We start from the raw sequence: 20,753 nt of genomic DNA, 5'->3' as shown, positions 1-20,753 counted from the left end.
GATGGCATCCCTGCTCGACGTCCGCGACCTCACCATCGCCTTTCCAAGCGCAACGCCAGTGCGGAACCTCAGCTTCAGCCTCGCTCCAGCGGAAACGCTTGCCATCGTCGGCGAATCCGGCTCAGGGAAATCGCTGACGGCATTGGCGCTGATGCGCCTGCTCCCCGGCACCGCGCGTATTGTCTCCGGTCGGGTCCGCCTCCGGGACGACGAGTTGCTCGCGCTCCCGGAGATCGAGATGCGTCGCCGGCGGGGCCGCGATATCGCAATGATCTTCCAGGAACCGATGACGTCGCTCAACCCGGTGCTGACCATCGGCCGGCAGGTCACCGAGGTTCTGCAAGTGCATCGCGGCCTCTCAAAGGCGCAGGCGCGCCGTGAAGCCGCTGAACTGCTCGATCTGGTGCGCATTCCCAACCCTGAGCGGTGCCTGGACGACCATCCGCACCGACTGTCGGGTGGCATGCGCCAGCGCGTCATGATCGCGATCGCGGCGGCGTGCCGTCCGAAGATCCTGATCGCGGACGAGCCGACCACAGCGCTCGATGTGACCATCCAGGCCCAGGTGCTCGAACTGCTCGACCGCCTGCGCCGCGAGCTGTCGCTATCACTGCTGTTGATCACCCATGATCTCGGCCTTGTCGGCCAATGGGCCGACCGTGTCGTGGTGATGTATGCCGGACGAAAGGTCGAGGAGGCGCCGCCAGGCATCCTGTTCGAGCGCCCCTTGCATCCCTACACGCACGGCCTTCTCGCGGCCTCCCCCCGATTGCACGAGAACTTGCACTACCGAAGCGCCAGGCTGTCGGAAATCCCCGGCAACATCGCTTCTGCCACCACCCAGGCAGGTTGTCCCTTTGCACCGCGGTGTCCGAACCGATTGGCGCTGTGCCGGACCAATGTCCCGCACGAACGCGACGCGGCAATTGGACGGCGCGTTGCCTGCCACGTCGATCTCACCGAACCATCTCGCGGTCTGCCTCATGACGCTGCTGTCAGTTACTGATCTCAAGACCACCTATCGGGTCGGTACCGCCCCGGTCCACGCGGTGGATGGCGTATCGCTCGACATCGCGCCGGGCGAGACTGTCGGTCTCGTTGGAGAGTCCGGCTGCGGAAAGTCGACCCTCGGCAAGACGATCCTGCGGCTCGTTGAACCGTCGGCCGGCCGTATCGCGTTCGACGGCGTGGATCTCACCACGCTGCCACAGCAGCGACTGCGGGCCTACCGGCGCAGGCTGCAGATGGTGTTCCAGGATCCGTTCGCCTCGCTCAATCCGCGCCAGACCATCGGCGATATTCTATTGGCACCGCTCGACGTCCATCGCGTAGGCTCACGCGCCGACCGACGCCAGCGGGTCAGCGCAATCCTGTCCCAGGTCGGCTTGCCGGAGGACGCGGTTGCACGCTATCCGCATGAATTTTCGGGCGGCCAGCGTCAGCGCATCGGAATCGCACGAGCGCTGGTCCTGGGACCGGACCTGATCATCTGCGACGAGCCGGTGTCCGCGCTGGATCTATCCGTGCAAGCTCAAATCCTCAATCTGCTCGCCGACATCAAGCGCGACTTGAAGCTGTCGCTGCTCTTCATATCCCACGATCTCTCGGTCGTGCGTTATCTGTCGGATCGGGTGCTGGTGATGTATCTCGGGCGCATCGTCGAAGCCGGCAGCCATGAGCAAATCTGGAAGAGGCCGCTGCATCCCTACACCCGCGCGCTGATCGACGCTGTCCCGGACCCCGCCCGGCGGCGCTACGCAGCACCCCTGCCAGGCGACCTGCCGGACCCGCGCAACGCGACCAAGGGCTGTCGCTTCCAACCACGCTGTCCGCTCGCAACGGAGCTCTGCAAACAGCAGTCTCCTGAGCTGCGCAGCGCCCGCTCCGGCCAGCGGGTGGCATGCCATCACGCCGAGATAATTGCAGTATCGGACCCGACCTAACCGCGCAGCCAGACTTCCGCAAAATTGCCCTGCACACCGGCACTATCGATGGTGTGCCCGACCACGCGCCGGTTGTAGACCGTCACGGGCTTGCTCAGCATCAAGGGAAGCACCGGAAGCTCATCGGCGACAACCTCCTGAAAGCGATCAATCAGCGCCCTGCGCCTGGTCGTGTCGGATTCGACGGCAATCTGGGCAAAGAGCTGATCGACCTCCGCATTGGAGTAATGGCTCGCATTGGTGAAGGCCACGCCCTTGCGATAGTTGTCGCTGGTGAAGAACCTCTGCAAGCCGACCGTCGGATCGAACATGTTGGTGAAGGGGTGAAAGGTGAAGTCGTAGTCGCGGTCGGTATAGACGCGCTTCAGATAGCTTGGAAAATCCTGCCCGCGAACGGTTACGTCGATGCCAACGGCGGCCAACGCGCTCTTCAGGGCTTCGCCGCTGCGCTTGAAGTTCTCGCCAAAGGGCTGGAAGTCGTGCGTCAGCGCAAACCGCCAACGGCCTCTCAAGGGGAAGCCGGCTTCGTCCAGGAGCCTGGCCGCTGCCTTCGGATCATAAGGGTATGTCGGGACCTTGTCGTTGTAGAACCGCTTCAAGGTTGGACTGACAATGCTGACCGTCCGTTCTCCCAGTCCGTACCATGCCACGTTCAGCACCACGGCGGGGTCGACCGCATGCGCGATCGCCTTCCGAACTTGCGGGCTCTTCAGGATCGGATGATCCAGATTGAACTCCAGGCCGTACAGCGTCGGAGAATATTCGTAGCCACGCGTCTCCTGGCCCAGGTGCGGAAGGGAGCGGAAGCGCTCGAGATCCAGCGGCGAAACGGGCGTCGATCCGCCGAGGTCGAGCTCACCGGTTTCAAATGCGACGGCGCGCGCAGCCCCGTCAGGGATTACGCGAACCAGCAAGGCGTCAAGATATGGCTTCGGGCTGTCCCAGTAGTTCGGATTGCGGACATAGCCGACATAATTGCCGAGCACCCATTCCTTGAAGACGAAGGGCCCGGTCCCAATTGGCGCACGATTGTTGGGATTCTGCAGCGGATCGCCCTTGCCGTCGTAAATGTGACGCGGGACGATCGGAGACTCGCCCGCCGCCAGCGCGTAGAGCAGATACGGCGCCGGCTTCGACAGTTTAAGCACGACCGTATGCTCGTCGACCGCACGGGCTTCGAGCAGGCTGGCAAACGTCGTACGACCACGTGGATGCGCGGATTTGAGAAGACCGATGGAATAGACGACGTCCGCTGCCGTAAACAGCTGGCCGTCATGCCATTTCACGTTCCGCCGCAACTCGAAACGATATTGCAACCCGTCTTCGCTGACGCTCCAGGCCGTTGCGAGCTGCGGTCTGGGATTGAGCTCGAAGTCGTAGGTCAGCAGCCCCTCAACCACCTTGGTGCTGGCCTGGATAGCCGGCCCCTCCGTCGTGTTGAAGCACACCAGCGTGGTCGGTTCGGGCTGGATCACGAAGGTCAGTCTCCCGCCGGAACGGGGGCTGTCCTCCTGCGCCCGCGCGCCAGCGGCCGGCGCCGCGAGTCCAGCCAGAGTTGCCTTGACGAAGGTTCGTCGGGAGATCGAGACCATTGTGCCTCCCTACGACCCCGGGAAGGTCACGAGCGATCTGTAAAGCTCGCGCAACTTGGCATGCACAGCCTCGGAGTCACGATAGACGGAGATGAAGCGGCTCAGGCGCGCGTCGTCCTTCAATTCCGGCCGCGTCACGAACTGAAAGGCATAAATCGGGGCATTCTCAAAGATCAGACCCGAGGACGGATCGAGCCCCGCAAGCCTCGCAAACGTCGGATAGGTTGCCGCGGCGTCAACGTCATCAAGGGAACGCGCAATCTGCGGCCCTTCGAGTTGGACCAGCTTCAATGGCTTGCGGTATGTGACGATGTCCTCGATCTTTGCACGATGATCGGCTCCCGGCTTGAGCTCGATGAGGCCGGCTCGCTGCAGAAGCAGCAGCGCTCGACCGGTGTTCACGGCATCACTTGAGATCGCGACCCGGGCATTGTCCGGGAGATCCGGGATCGATTTGTACTTCTTGGAATAAAGTCCGAACGGAGTGCTGAAAGCCGGCGCGACGGGAACGAGCTTGTAGCCCGCATTTTTGACGCTGAATTCAAGGAATGGGACATGCTGGAACAGATTCGCGTCGATCTCCTTTTCGGCGACCGCGCGATTTGGCGTATTCCAGTCGTTGAACTCGATCAGTTCGACGTTCAGGCCCTGTGCCTTGGCTTCGCTCGCCGCAATCTCGGCGGCCTGGTTCGATATGCTGGTCGCGAGCCCGATTCTGAGCGGTCTTTCATCGGCCGAAACCGGCGATACGCTGGCACGCAACCCGACGAGCGCCAGGCCAATCGCGAAGCGTAGTCTCGGCCGACTCGCTTTGGAGAGATGATGCAGGCTTCCCTGGAACACTGTCTTCTTTTCCCGATACTTGCTGCGGCCATCCAATCGCGACGGAGCCGACTGTCGCGGGAGACCCGACCAACGCCGCCGTTTGGCCGTTTCTCCGCGCGACAGTCCCGTTCTGATCAATCGACCGGCGAGACCGCCGGCCGGTTGCTCAGAACTCTCCCCCCGCCCCGGGAGCTGCGATTGCTGGCTTGTCCTTTGGCAGTTCGGCGACCAGCGCTTCCGTGGTCACGATCAATGACGCGACCGAGGCCGCATCCTGCAATGCAGTTCGCACCACCTTCGCCGGGTCGACGATCCCAGCCTCGATCAGGTCGACATACTCCTCAGTCTGCGCATTGAAGCCGTAGGTCGGCGATCGCTGCTCCAGGATCTTCCCGACTACGATGGATCCCTCAACGCCCGCATTCTCAGCGATCTGCCGGATCGGACTTTCCAGCGCCTTGAGCACGATATTGATTCCGGCCTGCACATCGGAATTGGCATGGCTCAGCCGACCGATGGCGGCCTTCGCCCGCAACAACGCAACACCGCCGCCGGGCACGATGCCTTCCGCGATTGCCGCTCGCGTGGCATTGAGCGCGTCGTCGACACGATCCTTCTTTTCCTTGACCTCGACCTCGGTCGCGCCACCGACGCGGATCACGGCAACCCCGCCCGAGAGCTTGGCAAGGCGTTCCTGCAGCTTCTCGCGGTCATACTCCGAAGTGGTCTCTTCGATCTGCGCCCTGATCTGGGCAATCCGGCTGTCGATATCCTTGCGCTTGCCGGCCCCGCCGACGATCGTCGTGCTCTCCTTGTCGATCCGGACCCGCTTGGCACGGCCAAGCTGCGACAGCGTCACGTTTTCGAGCTTGATTCCAAGTTCATCCGAGATCGTCTGCCCCCCCGTCAGGACCGCAATATCCTCGAGCTGCGCTTTTCGCCGATCGCCGAACCCTGGCGCCTTCACGGCGGCCACCTTGAGGCCGCCGCGAAGCCTGTTGACGACCAGGGTCGCAAGCGCCTCGCCTTCGACATCCTCGGCGACAATCAGCAGCGGCTTGCCGGACTGCGCGACCGCCTCAAGTACCGGCAGCAAGGGATGCAGCGAATTCAGCTTGGCTTCATGGATCAGGAGATAGGGATCTTCGAACTCGACCAGCAATTTCTCCGCGTTCGTGACGAAATAGGGTGACAGATAGCCACGGTCGAACTGGAGGCCTTCCACGACATCGAGCTCGGTGTCGAGGCTCTTTGCTTCCTCGACGGTGATGACGCCATCGTTGCCGACCTTCTTGACGGCGTTAGCGATGATCTTTCCGACCGCGACATCGCCGTTCGCCGAGATCGTGCCGACCTGGGCGACTTCTTCGGAGGACTGCACCTTTCGCGCCCGCTTTTCGATATCCTTGATCGCCTCGGCGACCGCCAGGTCAATACCGCGCTTGAGGTCGAGAGGATTGAGGCTTGCAGCGACGGCCTTCGCGCCCTCCCGGACGATGGCTTGCGCCAGTACGGTCGCGGTCGTGGTGCCATCGCCGGCGAGATCGTTGGTCTTGGAAGCCACCTCGCGCAGAAGCTGCGCACCGATGTTCTCGTATTTATCCGCGAGTTCGATCTCCTTGGCGACCGTCACGCCGTCCTTGGTGATCCGCGGAGCCCCGAATGCCTTTTCGATGACGACATTGCGCCCTTTGGGGCCCAAAGTCACCTTGACGGCGTTCGCAAGCGTGTCCACGCCGCGCAAGAGGCGATCGCGGGCATCGGTCGAGAATTTCACATCCTTTGCAGCCATATGCACTGTCCTTCGAGCAAGACTGTCCCTGCCGCGCACAAGACTGCGCGGTTGGACATCGTTGAGGTGTTGTTGATGACGAGGTCTAGGCGATCACGCCGAGAATGTCGGATTCCTTGGCGATCAGCAGATCTTCGCCATTGATCTTGACCTCTGTTCCGGACCATTTTCCGAACAGGACCCGATCGCCTTTCTTCACGTCGAGTGGATGCAGCTTGCCGGTTTCATCCCGCGCCCCGCCGCCGACGGCGACGACTTCTCCTTCCTGAGGTTTCTCCTTCGCGGTGTCGGGAATGATGATTCCACCCTTGGTCTTGTTGGTCTCCTCGATGCGGCGGATCACTACACGATCATGCAACGGACGGAAGCTCATCGGGCCTACCTTTGATAATATTTGCGTTCAGGTTCGCGCATCAACGGTGCAATATCGCTTTTGACGCCTTCAAAACGTTATGGTCGCGATCGTGTCGTGTCCATGTCAAATTGCGTCGACAAAATAGATGATTGCTGCCAACGCAGTGCGGGGCGGAAAAACGTTTGGATCGGTAAGATGCAAGGACGCACGCGAACGAGATCAGCCGCGTGTCGCATCGTCTAGGCTGCGGCCTTGGCCTGCAAGCGTCGTACGCGCGGGATCACGTGCTCGGCGAAGCGCGTCATGTTCTCGTCGACCGGCTGGAATTGCAGCATGAAGAGTTCGACACCAATTGCGTTGAATTCAACGATGCGCCTGGCAACGGTGTCGTAGCTTCCGACCAGCCGTGCCGACGTGCCGCCATTGGTCCCGACTCTCGCCTCCTTGGCCGCGGTCTTGAACATCTGCGCTTCGGGATCCGCATTCGCCACGAGCCGGGCGCGCGTCGGCTTGTCCTGCTCCGCGATGGAAAACAACTTCGTCAGCTCGGCCTCCGCTTCGGCATCCGTGTCGCGTGCGATGACGAAGGCGGACATCCCGAAGCGGATGGGCGGTCCGACACGTGGCCTGCGGGCGACATCCTGGACAAGGACTCGGATGTCCTCGAGCGGCTGTCCATTCATGAAATAGACGTCCGCCGCGTGGGCTGCGAGCATCCGCGCCGCCTCCGACTCGCCGCCAAGATAGATCGCCGGCCGTGGCCGAAACTGGTCGCGCGGACGGAGTTGGTAGGCGTCGACATTGAAGTGCTGGCCGTGAAAGTCCACCCGGTGGCCAGATGTCAGCCGCTCGAAAATCTCGACCCACTCCCGCCCATAGGCGTAGCGATCGTCATGATCGGGAAAGCCAATTCCCGAGCGCTCCAGCTCCGGTCGATACCACGCATTGACCAGATTGATGCCGAACCGCCCCTCGCTGATATTCTCGATCTGGAGCGCCATCTTCGCGAGCACGACCGGGTGCACCAGCAAGGGCTTGATCGCGGCAATCAGCTCGATCCGGCCGGTCAGGGCGGCAAGCGCGGCCGCGCCGGTCCAGGTTTCGAGCAGATCCTGGTCGTCACCGCTCGGATGGATGATGTGCTGCGCAAGCAGCGTGGATTCATACCCGAGCGCTTCGGCCTGCAAAATCTGGGCACGAACGCGTTTCCATGACGCATCGGGCGGATCGGTGGGATGATGTCGGGAGGCCCAGCTGCCATGGGTGAGTGCCCATACGCCAAATCGCAAGGGTAACGTCATGCTCGAAACCTCGCGGTCCAATCACTCGGCCGCCGCGCTCAACGATCCCCGCCGCAACGAAAGCTGCACAGGCGTCGGATTGCGAAGGATATCGAGCACCGGACAATGGGCGTCGACGACCTGCTTGAGACGCTCCAGCTCCGCCTGCGAGGCTGAGCTGTCGAGGATCACCTCGGCTTCGATCCCCTGAAAGCCCGCTCTGATGTCTGGTTGCACGTTGAAGAAGCCGCGCAGATCAATTGTCCCGGTGAGACGAACCGAGACACCATCAAGCGGAATACCGAGCGCGTCCGCATAGAGCCGGTAGGTGATCTCCTGGCAGGAGCCCAATGCAGCCAGGACGTATTCGACCGGGTTCGGCGCGGTGTCATTCCCGCTAAGGCCCGGAGGCTCGTCCACGGCGACATGAAACTGGCGGATTGAAACAGCGCTATTGACACCGTCACCGAGGCGCGACTGCGCATGGAACGCGGCCTGAGCCTGCGCCGGGTCTACGCCCAATGCAGCCTGGGTTCCGGTGAACACGTCCTTGAACTTGAAGCTCATCGTAAGTCCCTCCGCCTGAGTAAGCCGCGACGGCCAAATTGTGAGGCCGCACGGCCTGCTTATCAATCGAGCTACAACAAAAGCGATGAACAGAGCCTCGCAGGTTGGACCGACAACACATTCGTTCCACGGCTTAACCAGTGTGAAGGAAAACCGTCGCAGTCACAGGCGCGTCGCTCGGCAAGCGACGCAGCATGCCGCCGTCTTACGCCGTGCCGATCCGGTATTGGCCCGGCGGAGGCGTTCCGTTGACCGCGAAATCACCGACGATGCGATCCCGATAAACGCGAGGGTTATGGTTGGTGATTGTCCGCGCATTGCGCCAGTAGCGATCAAGCGCCAGATCGCGCGCTGCCGATGATGCACCCAAGGCATCGAAGAAGATCGTGGTCGCCTCCAGGATCAGGCTTGAGACAACCGTGACGGCCTGATCGAGTTCGAGCTCGGCGATGGCGACGGCGGCGGCAATTCGTTCCTCATCACGAGAGAGCTGCGATTCATGGGCGCGCTGCAAGGCCTCGGCGACCTTGAGCACGATTGCCCCGGCCGCATAAGCGTTGCCGCGTACCCTGCCTACCACCTGAAGTATCTGGGGGTCCGCCGCTACGCGATCGGCGTTGCCGTGGCTGAAAACCCGCGTCCGCTGCTTGACCAGGCGCGCAACGTCATTGGCCGCGGCGCGCCCAATGCCCGCGAGTGTTGCAAGGTGGACCAGCTGGTAGAACGGATTGGAATATTTGAACCGTGCGGTCACCGGAATGACCTGGTTACCCTCGACGGGAACATCCTTGAATATCGTCGTGCCGCTCGCCGTGAGCGCCTGGCCAAAGCCGTCCCAATCGTCGAGCACCTCGACCCCGGGCGAATGGCGGGAAACGACGACACCGACCGGTTCGCCATTCTCATGCTGGGCCGCGATGTTGATCCAGTCAGCGAACAGCGTGCCGGTCGTGTAGTATTTCCTGCCGTTGAGCACCAGCCGGCCGTCCCTGCTGGAAACAGTGGTCGAGAACGCCTGCAGCTTGTTGTCGCCGACCTCGCTGTGCCCATTACCGAACAGGGTCTTCTCGCCGATGCGGCGCAGCCACAATTCGCGGTGCGTCGGATCGGCCGAGTTGAGCACATCCTCGGTAAAGCCAAAATGCGAGCGGAGCGAATTGGTGACGTTCGAGTCGGCCTCCGACAGTTCGATCAGCAGGTTGAACAGCTCCGGCAGCGTCGCGCCGGCGCCGCCAAACTCGTCCGGCACCCGCACGGTCGTGAAGCCAGCCGCGCGCAACGCCTTGATCTCGTCATAGGGCAGGCGCCGCTCAAGATCACGCGCGACGGTGGTGTCCTTGATCGAGCGGAACAACGGCCGAAAGGGTTCCGCAAGGTCTTCATATCGTGTCGACGGGCCACTGCCCCAGGCTTGATCGATCTGCGTCATCGCTATCCTCCTGTTGCGGCCTCTGCCCCCTTAGCAGGGCCGGCGACGAGTGCGCCGGCCGCTAGCGTCCTGGCGGTCAATCCACGCTGGATATCCGGGACTGCGGCGAGCAGCGCCTGGGTGTAGGGTTGTTGCGGATGTCCGAGCACCGCCTCGACGGCCCCCTGCTCAACCACGCGACCGTTGTGGAAAACGAGCACCCGATCGGCCAGATGTTCGATCACACCCAGATCATGCGAGATGAACAATAACGCGGTGCCGAGCTTCGACTGCAACTCCGCGAGCAAGTCCAGCACCTGAGCCTGGATGCAGATATCGAGCGCCGATACCGGCTCGTCGCAGACGATCAGGGCGGGTTCGGCCGCCAATGCCCTCGCGATCGAGACCCGCTGACGCTGGCCGCCGGACAGCGACCTCGGCCGGCGTTCGAGGTATTCGGCACTCAAGCCGACGAGCTCAAGCAGCGAAACGATGCGTTCACGCTGTTGCTTGCGCTCGGGCAGGCCCGCGAGATTTTCAGCGATCATGTCCTGAACGCGATAGCGGGGATCGAAACTGCTGAGCGCATCCTGCGGAATATATTGCAGCTTACGCCTGAGCGGCCGCCGCGCCGCTTCTGATAGCGCCGACCAGGGGCCGCCGAGCAACCGCACCTCTCCCTGATCGGGTGAAAGCAGGCCGAGAACGATCTTGGCGCAGGTCGATTTGCCCGACCCCGACTCGCCTACGATGCCGACAACCTCGCCCGCCCTGACGTCGAAGCTGACGTCCTGCAACACAGTCGAACGGACGCGCCCTGTCGCCTTGGGCGAAATGTAGCTCTTGGAAATCATCTCGACCTCCAGAACCACCTCGCCGGCCTCGCGGCGGGCCGGCAACGGCTCACGCGTAATCGTGACGGCATCTCCGTTTGCGGCGTTCACTGCCGCGGGCCCAATTCGCGCCGACGCGAGCCGCGCTCCGCGCGAGCGGACCGACGGAACGGCCGCGATCAACTGCCGCGTATAGGAGTGTCGTGGCCGGGTCAGCACGTCGCGGGTCGGTCCGCTGTCGACGACCCTGCCGTCACGCATCACCATCACGCGGTCCGCAATTCCGGCGACGACGGCGAGATCGTGACTGATCAGCAATACGCCCGCACCTTCGCGGATTCGTTCCGCGAGCACCTGCAGGACTTGCGCTTGCACGGTGACGTCGAGAGACGTGGTCGGCTCGTCCGCGATGATCAGATCGGGATTGGCGGCGATTGCCGATGCGATCAGCGCACGCTGGCGTAATCCGCCCGAGAGTTGATGCGCATACTGCAAGGCGCGATCCGCAGCATTGGGAATGCCGACCCTGCGCAGCGTGTCCAGCGTTCGTTCCCGGATCGATCCGGGGTCGGTCAGAATCCTGTGACTGGAGATCACTTCGGCGACCTCCTGTCCGATCGTGCGCAACGGGTCGAGCGAGACCAGCGCATCCTGCATGACGAGACCGGTGACCGTTCCACGCAGCTTGCGCCAGTCGGCCTCCCGATAGCCGCGCACATCGCGTCCCTTAATCTCGAAGCGACGGGCGGTCGTCCTGGCCCCCTCTCCAGCGAGGCTCAACAGGCTTCGCGCGGTCACGCTCTTGCCTGAGCCGGACTCACCGACCAATGCGACGCACTCGCCGGGCCGGATCGTTAGATCGACGTCGATCACGATCGACCTATCGGCATTTGCACCGGCAAAGCCCACATTCAGACCCAGAATCTCGACCAGCGGAGCCTGTTGCGCGGGCACGGATTGACCGGTGCTCATGCCATCCGCCCCTCGAATTTCTTCTGCAGGAAGTTGCCGACCACACTGAAGGCAATCACCGTGGCCGTGATCGCAAGGCCCGGAAAGACGCCCGGCCACCACGCCACACGCAAGACGTCCCGGCTTTCCGCCAGCATGACGCCCCATTCCGGCGTCGGTGGTTGCGGGCCCAGGCCCAGAAAACTGAGACCCGATACGATCAGGATCGTGCTGCCGATATAGACGGTCGCAATGATCGGGATGGCGACCAGCACATTGGGCAACACGTGCCGCAGAAACACCTGCCACTGGCTCAGCCCATAGACTGTCGCCTGTGTCACGTAATCCGCGTCACGCACCAATTGAGTCTGCGCCCGGACCACCCGGCCGAACTTGGGAATGCCGGCGATCCCGACCGCGATCGCGATATTGAGCATGCCCTGGCCGAGAAAGGTGACGATCAGCATCGCGAGCAACACGCCAGGAAAGGACGACAGCATGTCGAACAGACGCGACACGCATTCGTCGAGGATCCGATTGCGCTGGCCGGCGATGATTCCGAGAATCACACCCAGACCGAGCCCGACGGCAACGCCGCCGAAGCCGATCAGAAGCGAGTACCGGGTGCCGTAGATGGTTCGTGCAAACACATCGCGGCCGAGGCGGTCCGTACCGAACAAATGCGCCCAACCGGGCGGCTTCAGCCCCTCGGTGAAATCACCGACGAGCGGATCGAAGTGGGTGAACAGCCACGGCACGGCCGCCGCAGCGATCAGGAGCACCACGAATGCGACGGAGACGATGAACGCGAGCGGCGGACGACGCTGAACCGCTATCACTGGAAGCGAGGTTTCGAACCCGGCGAGGTCTTCGGGCCGATCGAGAGGGACGGCTTGCTCGAATGAGCGGTGCGACGGCGCGGTCATTGAGCCCTCAATCTCGGGTCGATCAGGACATAGAGGATATCGAGCAGGGTCGAAGCCGCGACGTGAATGAAGGCGGCAAGCAGCACGACTGTGAGCACCACAGGCACGTCATGGGTAAGCACAGCGCCGAGCGTCACCGTGCCGAGACCCGGCCGGCCGAATACCTTTTCCGTGATCACCGCGCCGCCGAGCAGGCCACCGATCAACCAGCCACCCAACGTCACTGCCGGCAGCAAAGCGTGCCGCAGCACATGTCGCCACCGGATGATGAACTCACCGACGCCGCGTGCCCGCACCGTCGTCACAAACGGCTGGTCGAGCGTCTTCTCCATGGCCTCGCGCAGGACCTGCGTCAGCAGACCCGCCGTCGGCAGCGCCAGGGTGATCGACGGCAGGACGATCGACTTCCATCCCTCGGCGCCGGACACCGGGAACCAGCGCAGGTTGAAGGAGAATGCCATCAGCAGCAGAATGCCGAGCCAGAATACAGGCGTCGAGGCGAACACCAGTTCGAGGACTGATGCAACCTCTCGCGAGAAATTGCTGCGGCCGGCGGTCAGGAGCGCGATGCCGCCTGCAATCACGACCGCGAGCACGCCTGCGGTCAGAGCTAGCTCGACCGTCGGCAGCAGTTGCGAACCAACCACCTCGATCACGGGCTGCCGTAGCACGTAGGAGGTGCCGAAATCGCCGCGAAAGATACGGAACAGGAAATCGAGATATTGCTCAGGCAGCGTACGGTTCAGCCCCCATTCGGCGGCGATCGCTTCGCGCAGGCCGGGATATTCGAGGTCTCCGGCAAGAATGTCCTGGATGCGCCCCGGCAGAGCGTGCAGCGCGACGAATGTCGCGGTCACGCTTGCCCAGGCGACCACCAGGCTGGTGAACAGCCTGGATATGATACGGGACCACATCCAGCTGGCCTACTTCTTTGCGATCCAGAAGTCGTAAGCACTGGACGGCGAGTCGAGGCCAGCCTCGAAGCTCAAACCGTTGACGGTGCTCTTTGCCGCCAGGAACCAGCTTGGCGCAAACAGCGGCACGATAAAGGCCTGATCGACGCCACGCTTCTGGACCGCGTCCGTCAGTTCCCGCTTGCGAACGGGATCGGTCGACGCAAGCGCTTCATCGATCTGGCGGGTGATCTCGGGATCCGGATTGGAGATGTTGGCATACAGGAATCCCTTCGAGCCGAGCATGTCCCAGAGTTCGCGCGCCGGATCAGAGGGATTGTCCGTGTTCGGGTAGATCGTCCAGGTGCCGTTGGCGTTGTTCTTGGCATACTCCCCGGCCGTGATGAGCCGCAAATTCAGATCCAGGCCGACATTCTTGCGGAGCGACGCCTGAACACCCTGAATCAGGATGTCACGATTGTCCCGCACATAAGGTTGGGGATAGCCGACCTCGATCGAGAGCCGCTTGCCGTCCTTGGTTCGAAACCCTTCGGAGTCGCGGCCGGTCCAGCCCGCTTCATCGAGCAGCTTGTTAGCTCCCGCGATGTCGTTGCCCCAGGAGCCGACGAGCGCCTTGTTGTATGCAGGATTGGCAGGCCCAATGATCGACCAGGCACGCGGCACCGTTCCCAGGTAGACCTGCTTGACGATCGGCTCGAGATCGAAGCCGTCGCGCAATGCGCGACGCACGCGGACATCGTCGGCCGGCGGACGCGTATAATTGATGTTGAACGTAAAGGAGGTGCTGGCGCCGGATGGCCCGGTCAGCAGCTTGAAGTCCGGTTGCTCGGCAAACAACGGTGCATCGGTCGGCTGCACGCCCTCGATCAGGTCAACCTGTCCAGACGTCAAAGCGCCGGTGCGCACGGCATATTCGGGCAGGAACCGAAAGGTCACGCGATCAAGATAAGCCGGCCCCTCATGTGCCGCGTTGCCCGGTCCCCATTTGTAGGCGGGATTGCGAACGAACACCGCGGATTGACCGCGCGTGTAGCCCTCGAAGATGAACGGCCCAGTGCCCGCCAACGCGCGCCCCCCGCCGCACAAATCACCCTTCTCCAGCGCCTTCGGCGAAATCAGACCCAGCTTCACGTTCGATGTCGATTCCAGGAAGCTCGAATCCGGCTTGGACAGAACGAGTTTCACGACGTAGGGCGAGACCACCTCGGCGTGATCGAAAGTCTGCAAAAGAGAGACCGCGGTCGCCGCGTTCTCCGGCTTGAAGATGAAGTCGAAATTCGCCTTGACCGCCACGGCATCGAATTTCTCGCCGTCATGGAAAACGACGTCCTCGCGGAGCTTGTAGGTATATTCCTTGCCGTCCGCTGAAATCGACCACTCCGTGGCGAGCCATGGCGCGAAAGTGCCGTCGGTCTTCTTCGCGATCAGCGAGTCGATATAGTTGCGTGCGACGAAGAACGCAGCCTGCTGCGATGACCGATGGGGATCGAAGCAGGATGGCTCGGTCGTGACACCCCATGTCAACGCCCCGCCGGAGATCGGCTGATCTGCGGCCTGCGCCGCGCCTATCCCCAGCAACGCAACGGCAATCCCGTTTACGAGCAAACTATTGTTCTTCATTCGCATCACCTGCACATATTTTTTCAATGCCCGCGTCGCCGGCGCATCGAACATTCCCCGTCAGGACGATGGAGACGTCGGCGCATCAGCCATTTTCTGCAGACATCGCTTCTGTTGCAGTGCGATCTAAGTCGTGGCTGCGCGTGAGCGCAACAAGCAAACGATTGACACATTGTCCGCAGGCGAAGTTTGAAAAATAATTCGCAATCCCGCATCGTTGATGGATGAAATCGATCCAGCCCGATGCGAAGCCGACAATCCGATGCTGCCCCGACGTGACACGAAACGGCGGTTCTCCGAACATACCCTGGTGATCGGGGAGTGATGCGGGGACGCTGTCACCCCCGTCTCACCCAATTGGTCCAACAGTAAAAGCCTGCACCGATGTTCCGGGTGCACTCTGCAGGATCAGCCAACATCGCCGTATCAATCAACTCACCGGCCGGGCCAGCCCGAGCGAATCCCGCAAAGTCGAGCCGTCATATTCTCTGCGGAACAAGCTGCGGTGTCGCAGTTCGGGTACCAGCCGGTGCACCACGTCCTCGACGCCGCCCGGAAGAAGGGATCTGCAGCATGAACCCGTCGCAGGCTCCGGCCTCGAACCACTCCTGCATGCGGTCGGCGAGGTTGAGACCGGAGCGACGGGTGAATTCGGAGACCTCGCGGTAGTGCCCCTTGACGCCGGGGACATTGAGGTTGAAGCAGTGCCGCAATGTGACTCAGATAGACTATTGCTGTCGCAATGCGCCAACAGGACGCCGCGCCATCAAAGGAACACGACAACCTCTCGGTCGGCTACGATTTGTCCGCCATGCGAGTGCTTTGATGCGGCAGCAGGACGTCGAGCTTGGCAAAGATCAGTGAGGACAGGACGACGATCGCAGCCCCGATCACCGCTTCTGCACTGTGAGACGTACCGTAGATGTAATGCTCCCCGATCAAGGTAACGATCGGTACAAAGTAAAATACGACACCGACTTTCGAGGCCGGATGTCGCGACAACATGTATAGGAGCAATACGTTCGCACCAACGGACACGACCAGGATCATCCATGTCGCAGAGATTAGGAAACTGATATTTGGCGTGGCGGACCAGCCGGTTACCGTTACGATCGCGCCAAAGATCAATACCGAGCCGATATATTGCCACAGGATCGAGCGGGCTACAGCGACCCCGATCCGTTTCTGCAAGGCGGTCCCTACCGTAATGGCCGCAAGCGCAACTCCCCCGAAAGTAAGCCCCAGCACCGAACCATCGCCCAACTCTCGTGTACCGGCAACCGCCAATACCAATCCGAAGAATCCTGTAAGCAGGAGCGCCTTGGCCGGCCATGACGTCCGTTCCCGGGCGACAAATGGCGTCAAGGGCTGCGCGTCAAGGATGATCGTGAGTGCCGGGCGACAGTTTGTGAGCGATCGCCAGAAAATACGCGCCTTGGTAGCCTGCCTGCAGCAAGACGCCGACAAAGACCGCCCAGAGAATGACCCGACGAGGCAGCATTAACGCGGCGCGAAGATCAGATCGGAAGCCGATAGCCAGGACGACCGCGAGAACGAGCATCGCGCCGGTGGAGCGGATGGCGAGGAACGTCCAGACGGACGAACTCATGAGGCCAAGCTTCACGAAAATGGCACCGCTGCTCCACATAACCAGAAAAAGCAGCGGGGCTACGACATTCATCGATGTGCATTCACGTCCAGGAGTTGAGATTAAAACGTGCATTGCTACAGGATGACGCCTCGAACTTGGGGATGAGAACGTCTCTCCACCGGCCACGCGAGGTCTATCTTTCCGAGAAATGACTGTTCTTTTCCGCGGACGGCCAAGTGGCCCGTCGCATTGTGCGATGAGCACGCTTCTGAAACGTGCGCACCACGCCATGACTTGCTAACAATCCGAGTCGTGCCCGACCGCACAGCCTTCGGAGCTATAGTTGGACATCGCCGTAGCACGGTGCCTTGCCCCATAAGTAGAGTTGATATCCTCGTCGCAGGCCGAGGCGAAAATATGGGTCCTGTTCGCAGAGCGAGACGGCTTCGTTCCGATCTTTCACTTCCAATACCCACAATCCGCCACCGTACCATTCGTCCGGAGATGTCCGTAGTCCGCCGGCGAGAAGGATCCTTCCACGATTTTGCGCAAGGTAAGCAAAATGATCTTGCGAGTGCCGTTGCCGTATCCAGCCCCTTTCGGCTTCAGGATGGTCCTCAAAGATTACAACCCATCTCGTCATCCAACTGCTCCATCAGCTTGAGGGCAGGAAATGCCGCGAATGGTGCGCGCGCCAACATGTCGTCTGTCTCTTGTCCGCCCAACTTGCTGGAACGGCGATCGCACATCGTCGTCCTTTTTGCTCCACCATTCTGCTCTACGCCACCAACATTCGATTTGGTGAGTGGCCATTTCACAGCCTGATATTCCAGGCAGCATTTGACGCTCGCGCAGACTCTCGCCCAAGGCTCAAGCTGGAACGCCGAGGGTCAGCACCTCGCCGTCATAGGGGATCAGAAATCGTTCGGCAGCGATGTTCTGGGAGAGCAATTTGCGCCGCAGATCATCTCGGCTGACGGTCGCGTGATCAAGAGCCTCCAAATGGGTCGCGACGATAATCGGGCGCGAATAGATCCTGCCGAGGGTCACGGCTTGCTCTGCATCCATAGCTATCGATTGCCTCTCCCAGAGCGCACCGGACGGATGAATCACGATGATGTCTGGGTGGGTACTTCGAATCGTCTCCTCGACCGGCGGGTAAAGGACCGTGTCGCCTGCCCAATAGAGGCTCGGCTCGCCCTCCAGCTCAACGCTGACCCCCATGACCGGCCCCATCTTCTCGACGACGGGGCCGAAGACGTGACGACCTTCGCGTCGGGTGAGCTTAACGCCGCGCCAAACAAGGTTGTCGTGAAGCGGCGTGACCGTTTCGAAGCCAAAAGAGCGGATCTTGGTGTCATCTCCGGGTTGGCAGACGATCGGCAGACTTTTGGGGACCAGACTTTGCGCGACGGGATCGAAATGATCCGAATGGAGATGAGAAACGATAACGAGCTCGACGCCGTCCAGGACCTGATCGATGTTCACGGGGAGGTCGACCAGCGGATTTGGTGAGCGTCCCGCAATGGAAGGGCGGCTGTGCTTCGGAGCGAAGAACGGATCGATGAGGATCGTCCGCACGCCGAGATTCAGCTTCAATGTTGCGTTTCGCAAGAGCTGCAGCTTCATCCGTCATTCCCGTTGCTAATAGAGATTTTTTTGCGCGTCGGCGTCAATTCGCGCCTCGATGTCCTTTACAGGAAGACCCGCAGGCGCGGCCTGATCGGAAATCATCTGTCCGAGCGACGGCAGCTTGGCCCGATCCAGCCGATGGTCATCTTGCCAGAGACGGCTGCGCTTGAGCGCCTTCGTGCAATGAAGGAATGCCTCCGTGACACTCACGATGATGGCGAGCTTCGGCATCTTGCCGCCGACGGACATGGATTCGAGGAGCTTCTGCGAACGCGTGAGACGCGCCGTGCCGTTGACCCGTAGCAGTTCCTCGATGCCGGGAATGATGAACAGCAGCCCGATTGCGGGATCGGCGAAGAGATTCTCCATCGTATCGAGGCGGTTGTTGCCGGGCCGGTCCGGGATCGCCAGGTGATAGGGATCGAAGATATGCACGAACCCCGGAGCATCACCCCTGGGGCTGACGTCGTGGCCGCGCTCGGGATGCGAAGAGCCGATGATGACAAGCGGCGCATGCGCAATGAAGTTGCAGCAATGGCGATCCAGCCGGTCGAGCTGCTTGGCGCGCATCAGCGCCGATGGCGCCAGATACGGGGGCCGCAGCTCCTCGGCAGACGTAAGATAGGTCAACTCCTCGAGCATCGGAGGGGGCTCCTCAATCCAGTCAATCCCTGACGTTGCGCGGATAGGTCTGTTTGGCCGCGTCGGCCGCGGACAGGTCAATGTCAAGGCTGATGATTGGATTGGCCTCGCTCGTGCGCGCAAGAATATCTCCGTCAGGTGCTACGATCCAGCTCCCGCCGGCGAGGTTGCCGCCGCGGCGGTTTGCCGTGACCACGAAGGCGCCGGCCGCAATCGCCGCCATCCGCGTCGCCACTTCCCAGCGCGCATGGCTGCCGGTCGCTCGCGGCGCCGCAATCAACTGAACCCCGGCCTGTCCGAGGCACCGCGCCGCGGTGCTCACCATGATCTCCGTGCACACCAGCTCGGCGAAACAGAGTCTGCCGTCCCACACCGGCAGCACGCTTTGTGGCCCGCGCTCGAACCAGGTGGCTTCCCAGCCACCTTCTTGCTGGGGAAGCCACGCCTTGGGTCTGCCTCGGACGAGACCGATCTCCGGTTTCCAAAGAAACGTCTCGTTCCACCGCCGTGTATCCACCTCGACCGCCCGCGTCCCGACGATACGCTTCGCCGCGAGGTGCTTCAGCTCGTCCGAGATCCTGGCATGCGTGGCAACGGCTTGACGCCAGACCGCCTCACTGAACACAGGACTTTCCCAAAAGCTGTCAACGCCTGCGAGCTCGGGAAGGACCAGGAGATCGACGGGCGCTTTGGCAAGCTCACTTTCGAGCCTGCGCCACATCGCCCCTGCTTCATAAGCACGATCGGGAAATTCCCAGGTCGCTACTCGAAAGCTCACAGTGTTCTCCATCTCGCCAAGATATTGTGACGAGCGAGGCGGATTGACCAGTGGCACGAATGCCGTATAGCGTTAAGATAATGCCATTCCGCACCCGCGCCGCCCCGAAACCAACTCCGTCGCGACGGGACCAACTTGTCGCCGTGCTCGCCTATGATGGCGTGAACGCTTTTGAGCTTGGGATGGCCGTCGAAGTGTTCGGCCTGACCGATATGGGAGCTGGCTGGTATCGCGTCGTCGTTTGCACCGAGCATCCAGGACGGCCGCTTGTTGCGAACAACGGCATCAGAATTGTCGCCGATGCGAGCCTGAAGACACTGGGGCGAGCCACCACAATCATCGTTCCAGGATGGGAAAATATCGAAGACGCGCCATCCGCAGCGCTGCTCGACGCGCTCCGCCGTGCACATCGACGGGGTGCGAGGATCGCATCTATCTGCGCCGGCGTGTTCGTCCTCGCTGCGGCCGGATTGCTCGATGGACGCCGTGCCACAGGACATTGGGCGCAAGTCGATCTGCTCTCAAGCAAATATCCAACGATAGAAGTCGATCCAAACGTACTCTACGTCGACGATGGCGACATCATGAGTTCAGCCGGGCGGGCCGCAGGTCTCGATCTGTGCCTCCACATCGTCAGACGAGACTATGGCGCGCAGATCGCCAATCAGGTAGCGCAGCGGCTTGTCGTGCCACCTCATCGCGAAGGCGGGCAAGCGCAGTATATTCCGCAACCCGTTCGCAAGGCTGAGGGCGATGCGCTGGCCTCGGTGTTTGCGTGGGCGCAACGCCACCTCGATCAAGACCTGGCAATCAACAGTCTCGCTTCGCGGGCAAGAATGAGCCGCCGTACCTTCATCCGACGGTTCGAAGAAGCAACCGGCATGACACCTGGCGAATGGGTGGTGCAGGCACGGGTGTCGCGGGCCCGGGAGCTTCTCGAGGCGACGCAGCTTCCAATCGAAGGCATCGCAACGGCCACGGGGTTCGGCTCGGTCGAAGCGCTGAGGCATCATTTCAGACAGCGGCTCGGCACGAGTCCAGTGCGCTATCGCGCTGTCTTTCAGGCGTCCGCCCGCTCGCAGGCCGGGGCAGACAGTCGCTGAG

The 20,753-nt window shown here is 61.7% G+C and carries 19 protein-coding genes; 3 read left to right on the top strand and 16 right to left on the bottom strand.

Annotated elements, in window-relative coordinates; translation table 11 throughout:
• Position 1 precedes the first annotated feature (1 nt).
• Positions 2-1,006, top strand: a complete 1,005-nt coding sequence (locus tag QDT69_RS22680; protein ID WP_279708693.1) for an ABC transporter ATP-binding protein — start codon at positions 2-4, stop codon at positions 1,004-1,006.
• Positions 984-1,943 carry an oligopeptide/dipeptide ABC transporter ATP-binding protein gene (locus QDT69_RS22675; RefSeq protein WP_279708692.1) on the top strand — a complete coding sequence of 320 codons (960 nt, stop codon included), beginning with the start codon at positions 984-986 and terminating at the stop codon, positions 1,941-1,943. The genes QDT69_RS22680 and QDT69_RS22675 overlap by 23 nt, the downstream gene beginning before the upstream one ends.
• On the opposite strand, the gene QDT69_RS22670 is transcribed toward QDT69_RS22675, so the two are convergent.
• The 16 genes from QDT69_RS22670 to QDT69_RS22595 all read right to left on the bottom strand — a co-directional run bounded on the left by QDT69_RS22670 (position 1,940) and on the right by QDT69_RS22595 (position 19,649).
• Positions 1,940-3,535, bottom strand: a complete 1,596-nt coding sequence (locus tag QDT69_RS22670; protein ID WP_279708691.1) for an ABC transporter substrate-binding protein — start codon at positions 3,533-3,535, stop codon at positions 1,940-1,942. The two genes, QDT69_RS22675 and QDT69_RS22670, sit on opposite strands and share 4 nt — an antisense overlap.
• Before the next feature lie 9 nt (positions 3,536-3,544).
• Positions 3,545-4,378 carry a MetQ/NlpA family ABC transporter substrate-binding protein gene (locus QDT69_RS22665; protein ID WP_279708690.1) on the bottom strand — a complete coding sequence of 278 codons (834 nt, stop codon included), beginning with the start codon at positions 4,376-4,378 and terminating at the stop codon, positions 3,545-3,547.
• A gap of 148 nt (positions 4,379-4,526) precedes the next feature.
• Positions 4,527-6,152 (bottom strand): chaperonin GroEL, encoded by a 1,626-nt coding sequence (gene groL / locus QDT69_RS22660; protein ID WP_279708689.1) that lies wholly within the window; start codon positions 6,150-6,152, stop codon positions 4,527-4,529.
• 85 nt (positions 6,153-6,237) lie between these two features.
• Positions 6,238-6,525, bottom strand: coding sequence for a co-chaperone GroES (groES, locus tag QDT69_RS22655; protein WP_021077051.1), 288 nt, complete (start codon positions 6,523-6,525; stop codon positions 6,238-6,240).
• 221 nt (positions 6,526-6,746) lie between these two features.
• A complete protein-coding gene (locus tag QDT69_RS22650; RefSeq protein WP_279708688.1) occupies positions 6,747-7,808 on the bottom strand; it encodes an LLM class flavin-dependent oxidoreductase in 1,062 nt (353 codons plus the stop codon).
• Between the two features lie 21 nt (positions 7,809-7,829).
• On the bottom strand, positions 7,830-8,354 hold the full coding sequence (locus QDT69_RS22645) for an OsmC family protein (RefSeq protein ID WP_279708687.1): 525 nt from the start codon (positions 8,352-8,354) through the stop codon (positions 7,830-7,832).
• Between the two features lie 205 nt (positions 8,355-8,559).
• Positions 8,560-9,783: an acyl-CoA dehydrogenase family protein gene (locus QDT69_RS22640; RefSeq protein WP_279708686.1), complete on the bottom strand. Its 1,224-nt coding sequence runs from the start codon at positions 9,781-9,783 to the stop codon at positions 8,560-8,562.
• A gap of 2 nt (positions 9,784-9,785) precedes the next feature.
• Positions 9,786-11,567: an ABC transporter ATP-binding protein gene (locus QDT69_RS22635; protein WP_279708685.1), complete on the bottom strand. Its 1,782-nt coding sequence runs from the start codon at positions 11,565-11,567 to the stop codon at positions 9,786-9,788.
• Positions 11,564-12,472 (bottom strand): ABC transporter permease, encoded by a 909-nt coding sequence (locus QDT69_RS22630; RefSeq protein WP_279708684.1) that lies wholly within the window; start codon positions 12,470-12,472, stop codon positions 11,564-11,566. The genes QDT69_RS22635 and QDT69_RS22630 overlap by 4 nt, the downstream gene beginning before the upstream one ends.
• Entirely contained in the window at positions 12,469-13,386 is a 918-nt protein-coding gene (locus tag QDT69_RS22625; protein WP_279708683.1) for an ABC transporter permease, read from the bottom strand. Before QDT69_RS22625 ends, QDT69_RS22630 begins: the two co-directional genes overlap by 4 nt.
• Positions 13,387-13,395: 9 nt before the next feature.
• Entirely contained in the window at positions 13,396-15,006 is a 1,611-nt protein-coding gene (locus QDT69_RS22620) for an ABC transporter substrate-binding protein (protein WP_279708682.1), read from the bottom strand.
• Positions 15,007-15,801: 795 nt separating this feature from the next.
• Complete coding sequence (locus QDT69_RS22615; RefSeq protein ID WP_279708681.1) at positions 15,802-16,371, bottom strand: DMT family transporter; 570 nt, start codon at positions 16,369-16,371, stop codon at positions 15,802-15,804.
• Positions 16,372-16,381: 10 nt separating this feature from the next.
• The gene (locus QDT69_RS22610; protein WP_279708680.1) at positions 16,382-16,687 is read right to left on the bottom strand and encodes a hypothetical protein; all 306 of its coding nucleotides are present in this window, start codon (positions 16,685-16,687) and stop codon (positions 16,382-16,384) included.
• Positions 16,688-17,467: 780 nt separating this feature from the next.
• On the bottom strand, positions 17,468-18,226 hold the full coding sequence (locus tag QDT69_RS22605) for an MBL fold metallo-hydrolase (protein WP_279708679.1): 759 nt from the start codon (positions 18,224-18,226) through the stop codon (positions 17,468-17,470).
• Between the two features lie 15 nt (positions 18,227-18,241).
• Positions 18,242-18,871 (bottom strand): MSMEG_1061 family FMN-dependent PPOX-type flavoprotein, encoded by a 630-nt coding sequence (locus QDT69_RS22600; protein WP_279708678.1) that lies wholly within the window; start codon positions 18,869-18,871, stop codon positions 18,242-18,244.
• A gap of 22 nt (positions 18,872-18,893) precedes the next feature.
• Positions 18,894-19,649: a carbon-nitrogen hydrolase family protein gene (locus QDT69_RS22595; protein WP_279708677.1), complete on the bottom strand. Its 756-nt coding sequence runs from the start codon at positions 19,647-19,649 to the stop codon at positions 18,894-18,896.
• Between the two features lie 59 nt (positions 19,650-19,708).
• On the opposite strand from QDT69_RS22595, the gene ftrA reads away from it, so the two are divergent.
• Positions 19,709-20,752: a transcriptional regulator FtrA gene (gene ftrA / locus QDT69_RS22590; RefSeq protein WP_279708676.1), complete on the top strand. Its 1,044-nt coding sequence runs from the start codon at positions 19,709-19,711 to the stop codon at positions 20,750-20,752.
• Position 20,753 lies beyond the last annotated feature (1 nt).

It is taken from the genome of Bradyrhizobium sp. CER78 (assembly GCF_029846235.1).
Lineage (GTDB): Bacteria > Pseudomonadota > Alphaproteobacteria > Rhizobiales > Xanthobacteraceae > Bradyrhizobium.
This window is presented reverse-complemented; position numbering and strand designations above follow the sequence as displayed.

Excerpts from the sequence above, each read along its gene's own strand:
- QDT69_RS22680 (WP_279708693.1), top strand. The coding sequence starts at position 2 with ATGGCATCCCTGCTCGACGTCCGCGACCTCACCATCGCCTTTCCAAGC.
- QDT69_RS22675 (WP_279708692.1), top strand. The coding sequence starts at position 984 with ATGACGCTGCTGTCAGTTACTGATCTCAAGACCACCTATCGGGTCGGT.
- QDT69_RS22670 (WP_279708691.1), bottom strand. The coding sequence starts at position 3,535 with ATGGTCTCGATCTCCCGACGAACCTTCGTCAAGGCAACTCTGGCTGGA.
- groL (WP_279708689.1), bottom strand. The coding sequence starts at position 6,152 with ATGGCTGCAAAGGATGTGAAATTCTCGACCGATGCCCGCGATCGCCTC.
- groES (WP_021077051.1), bottom strand. The coding sequence starts at position 6,525 with ATGAGCTTCCGTCCGTTGCATGATCGTGTAGTGATCCGCCGCATCGAG.
- QDT69_RS22650 (WP_279708688.1), bottom strand. The coding sequence starts at position 7,808 with ATGACGTTACCCTTGCGATTTGGCGTATGGGCACTCACCCATGGCAGC.
- QDT69_RS22645 (WP_279708687.1), bottom strand. The coding sequence starts at position 8,354 with ATGAGCTTCAAGTTCAAGGACGTGTTCACCGGAACCCAGGCTGCATTG.
- QDT69_RS22640 (WP_279708686.1), bottom strand. The coding sequence starts at position 9,783 with ATGACGCAGATCGATCAAGCCTGGGGCAGTGGCCCGTCGACACGATAT.
- QDT69_RS22635 (WP_279708685.1), bottom strand. The coding sequence starts at position 11,567 with ATGAGCACCGGTCAATCCGTGCCCGCGCAACAGGCTCCGCTGGTCGAG.
- QDT69_RS22630 (WP_279708684.1), bottom strand. The coding sequence starts at position 12,472 with ATGACCGCGCCGTCGCACCGCTCATTCGAGCAAGCCGTCCCTCTCGAT.
- QDT69_RS22625 (WP_279708683.1), bottom strand. The coding sequence starts at position 13,386 with ATGTGGTCCCGTATCATATCCAGGCTGTTCACCAGCCTGGTGGTCGCC.
- QDT69_RS22620 (WP_279708682.1), bottom strand. The coding sequence starts at position 15,006 with ATGAAGAACAATAGTTTGCTCGTAAACGGGATTGCCGTTGCGTTGCTG.
- QDT69_RS22610 (WP_279708680.1), bottom strand. The coding sequence starts at position 16,687 with ATGAATGTCGTAGCCCCGCTGCTTTTTCTGGTTATGTGGAGCAGCGGT.
- QDT69_RS22605 (WP_279708679.1), bottom strand. The coding sequence starts at position 18,226 with ATGAAGCTGCAGCTCTTGCGAAACGCAACATTGAAGCTGAATCTCGGC.
- QDT69_RS22600 (WP_279708678.1), bottom strand. The coding sequence starts at position 18,871 with ATGCTCGAGGAGTTGACCTATCTTACGTCTGCCGAGGAGCTGCGGCCC.
- ftrA (WP_279708676.1), top strand. The coding sequence starts at position 19,709 with ATGCCGTATAGCGTTAAGATAATGCCATTCCGCACCCGCGCCGCCCCG.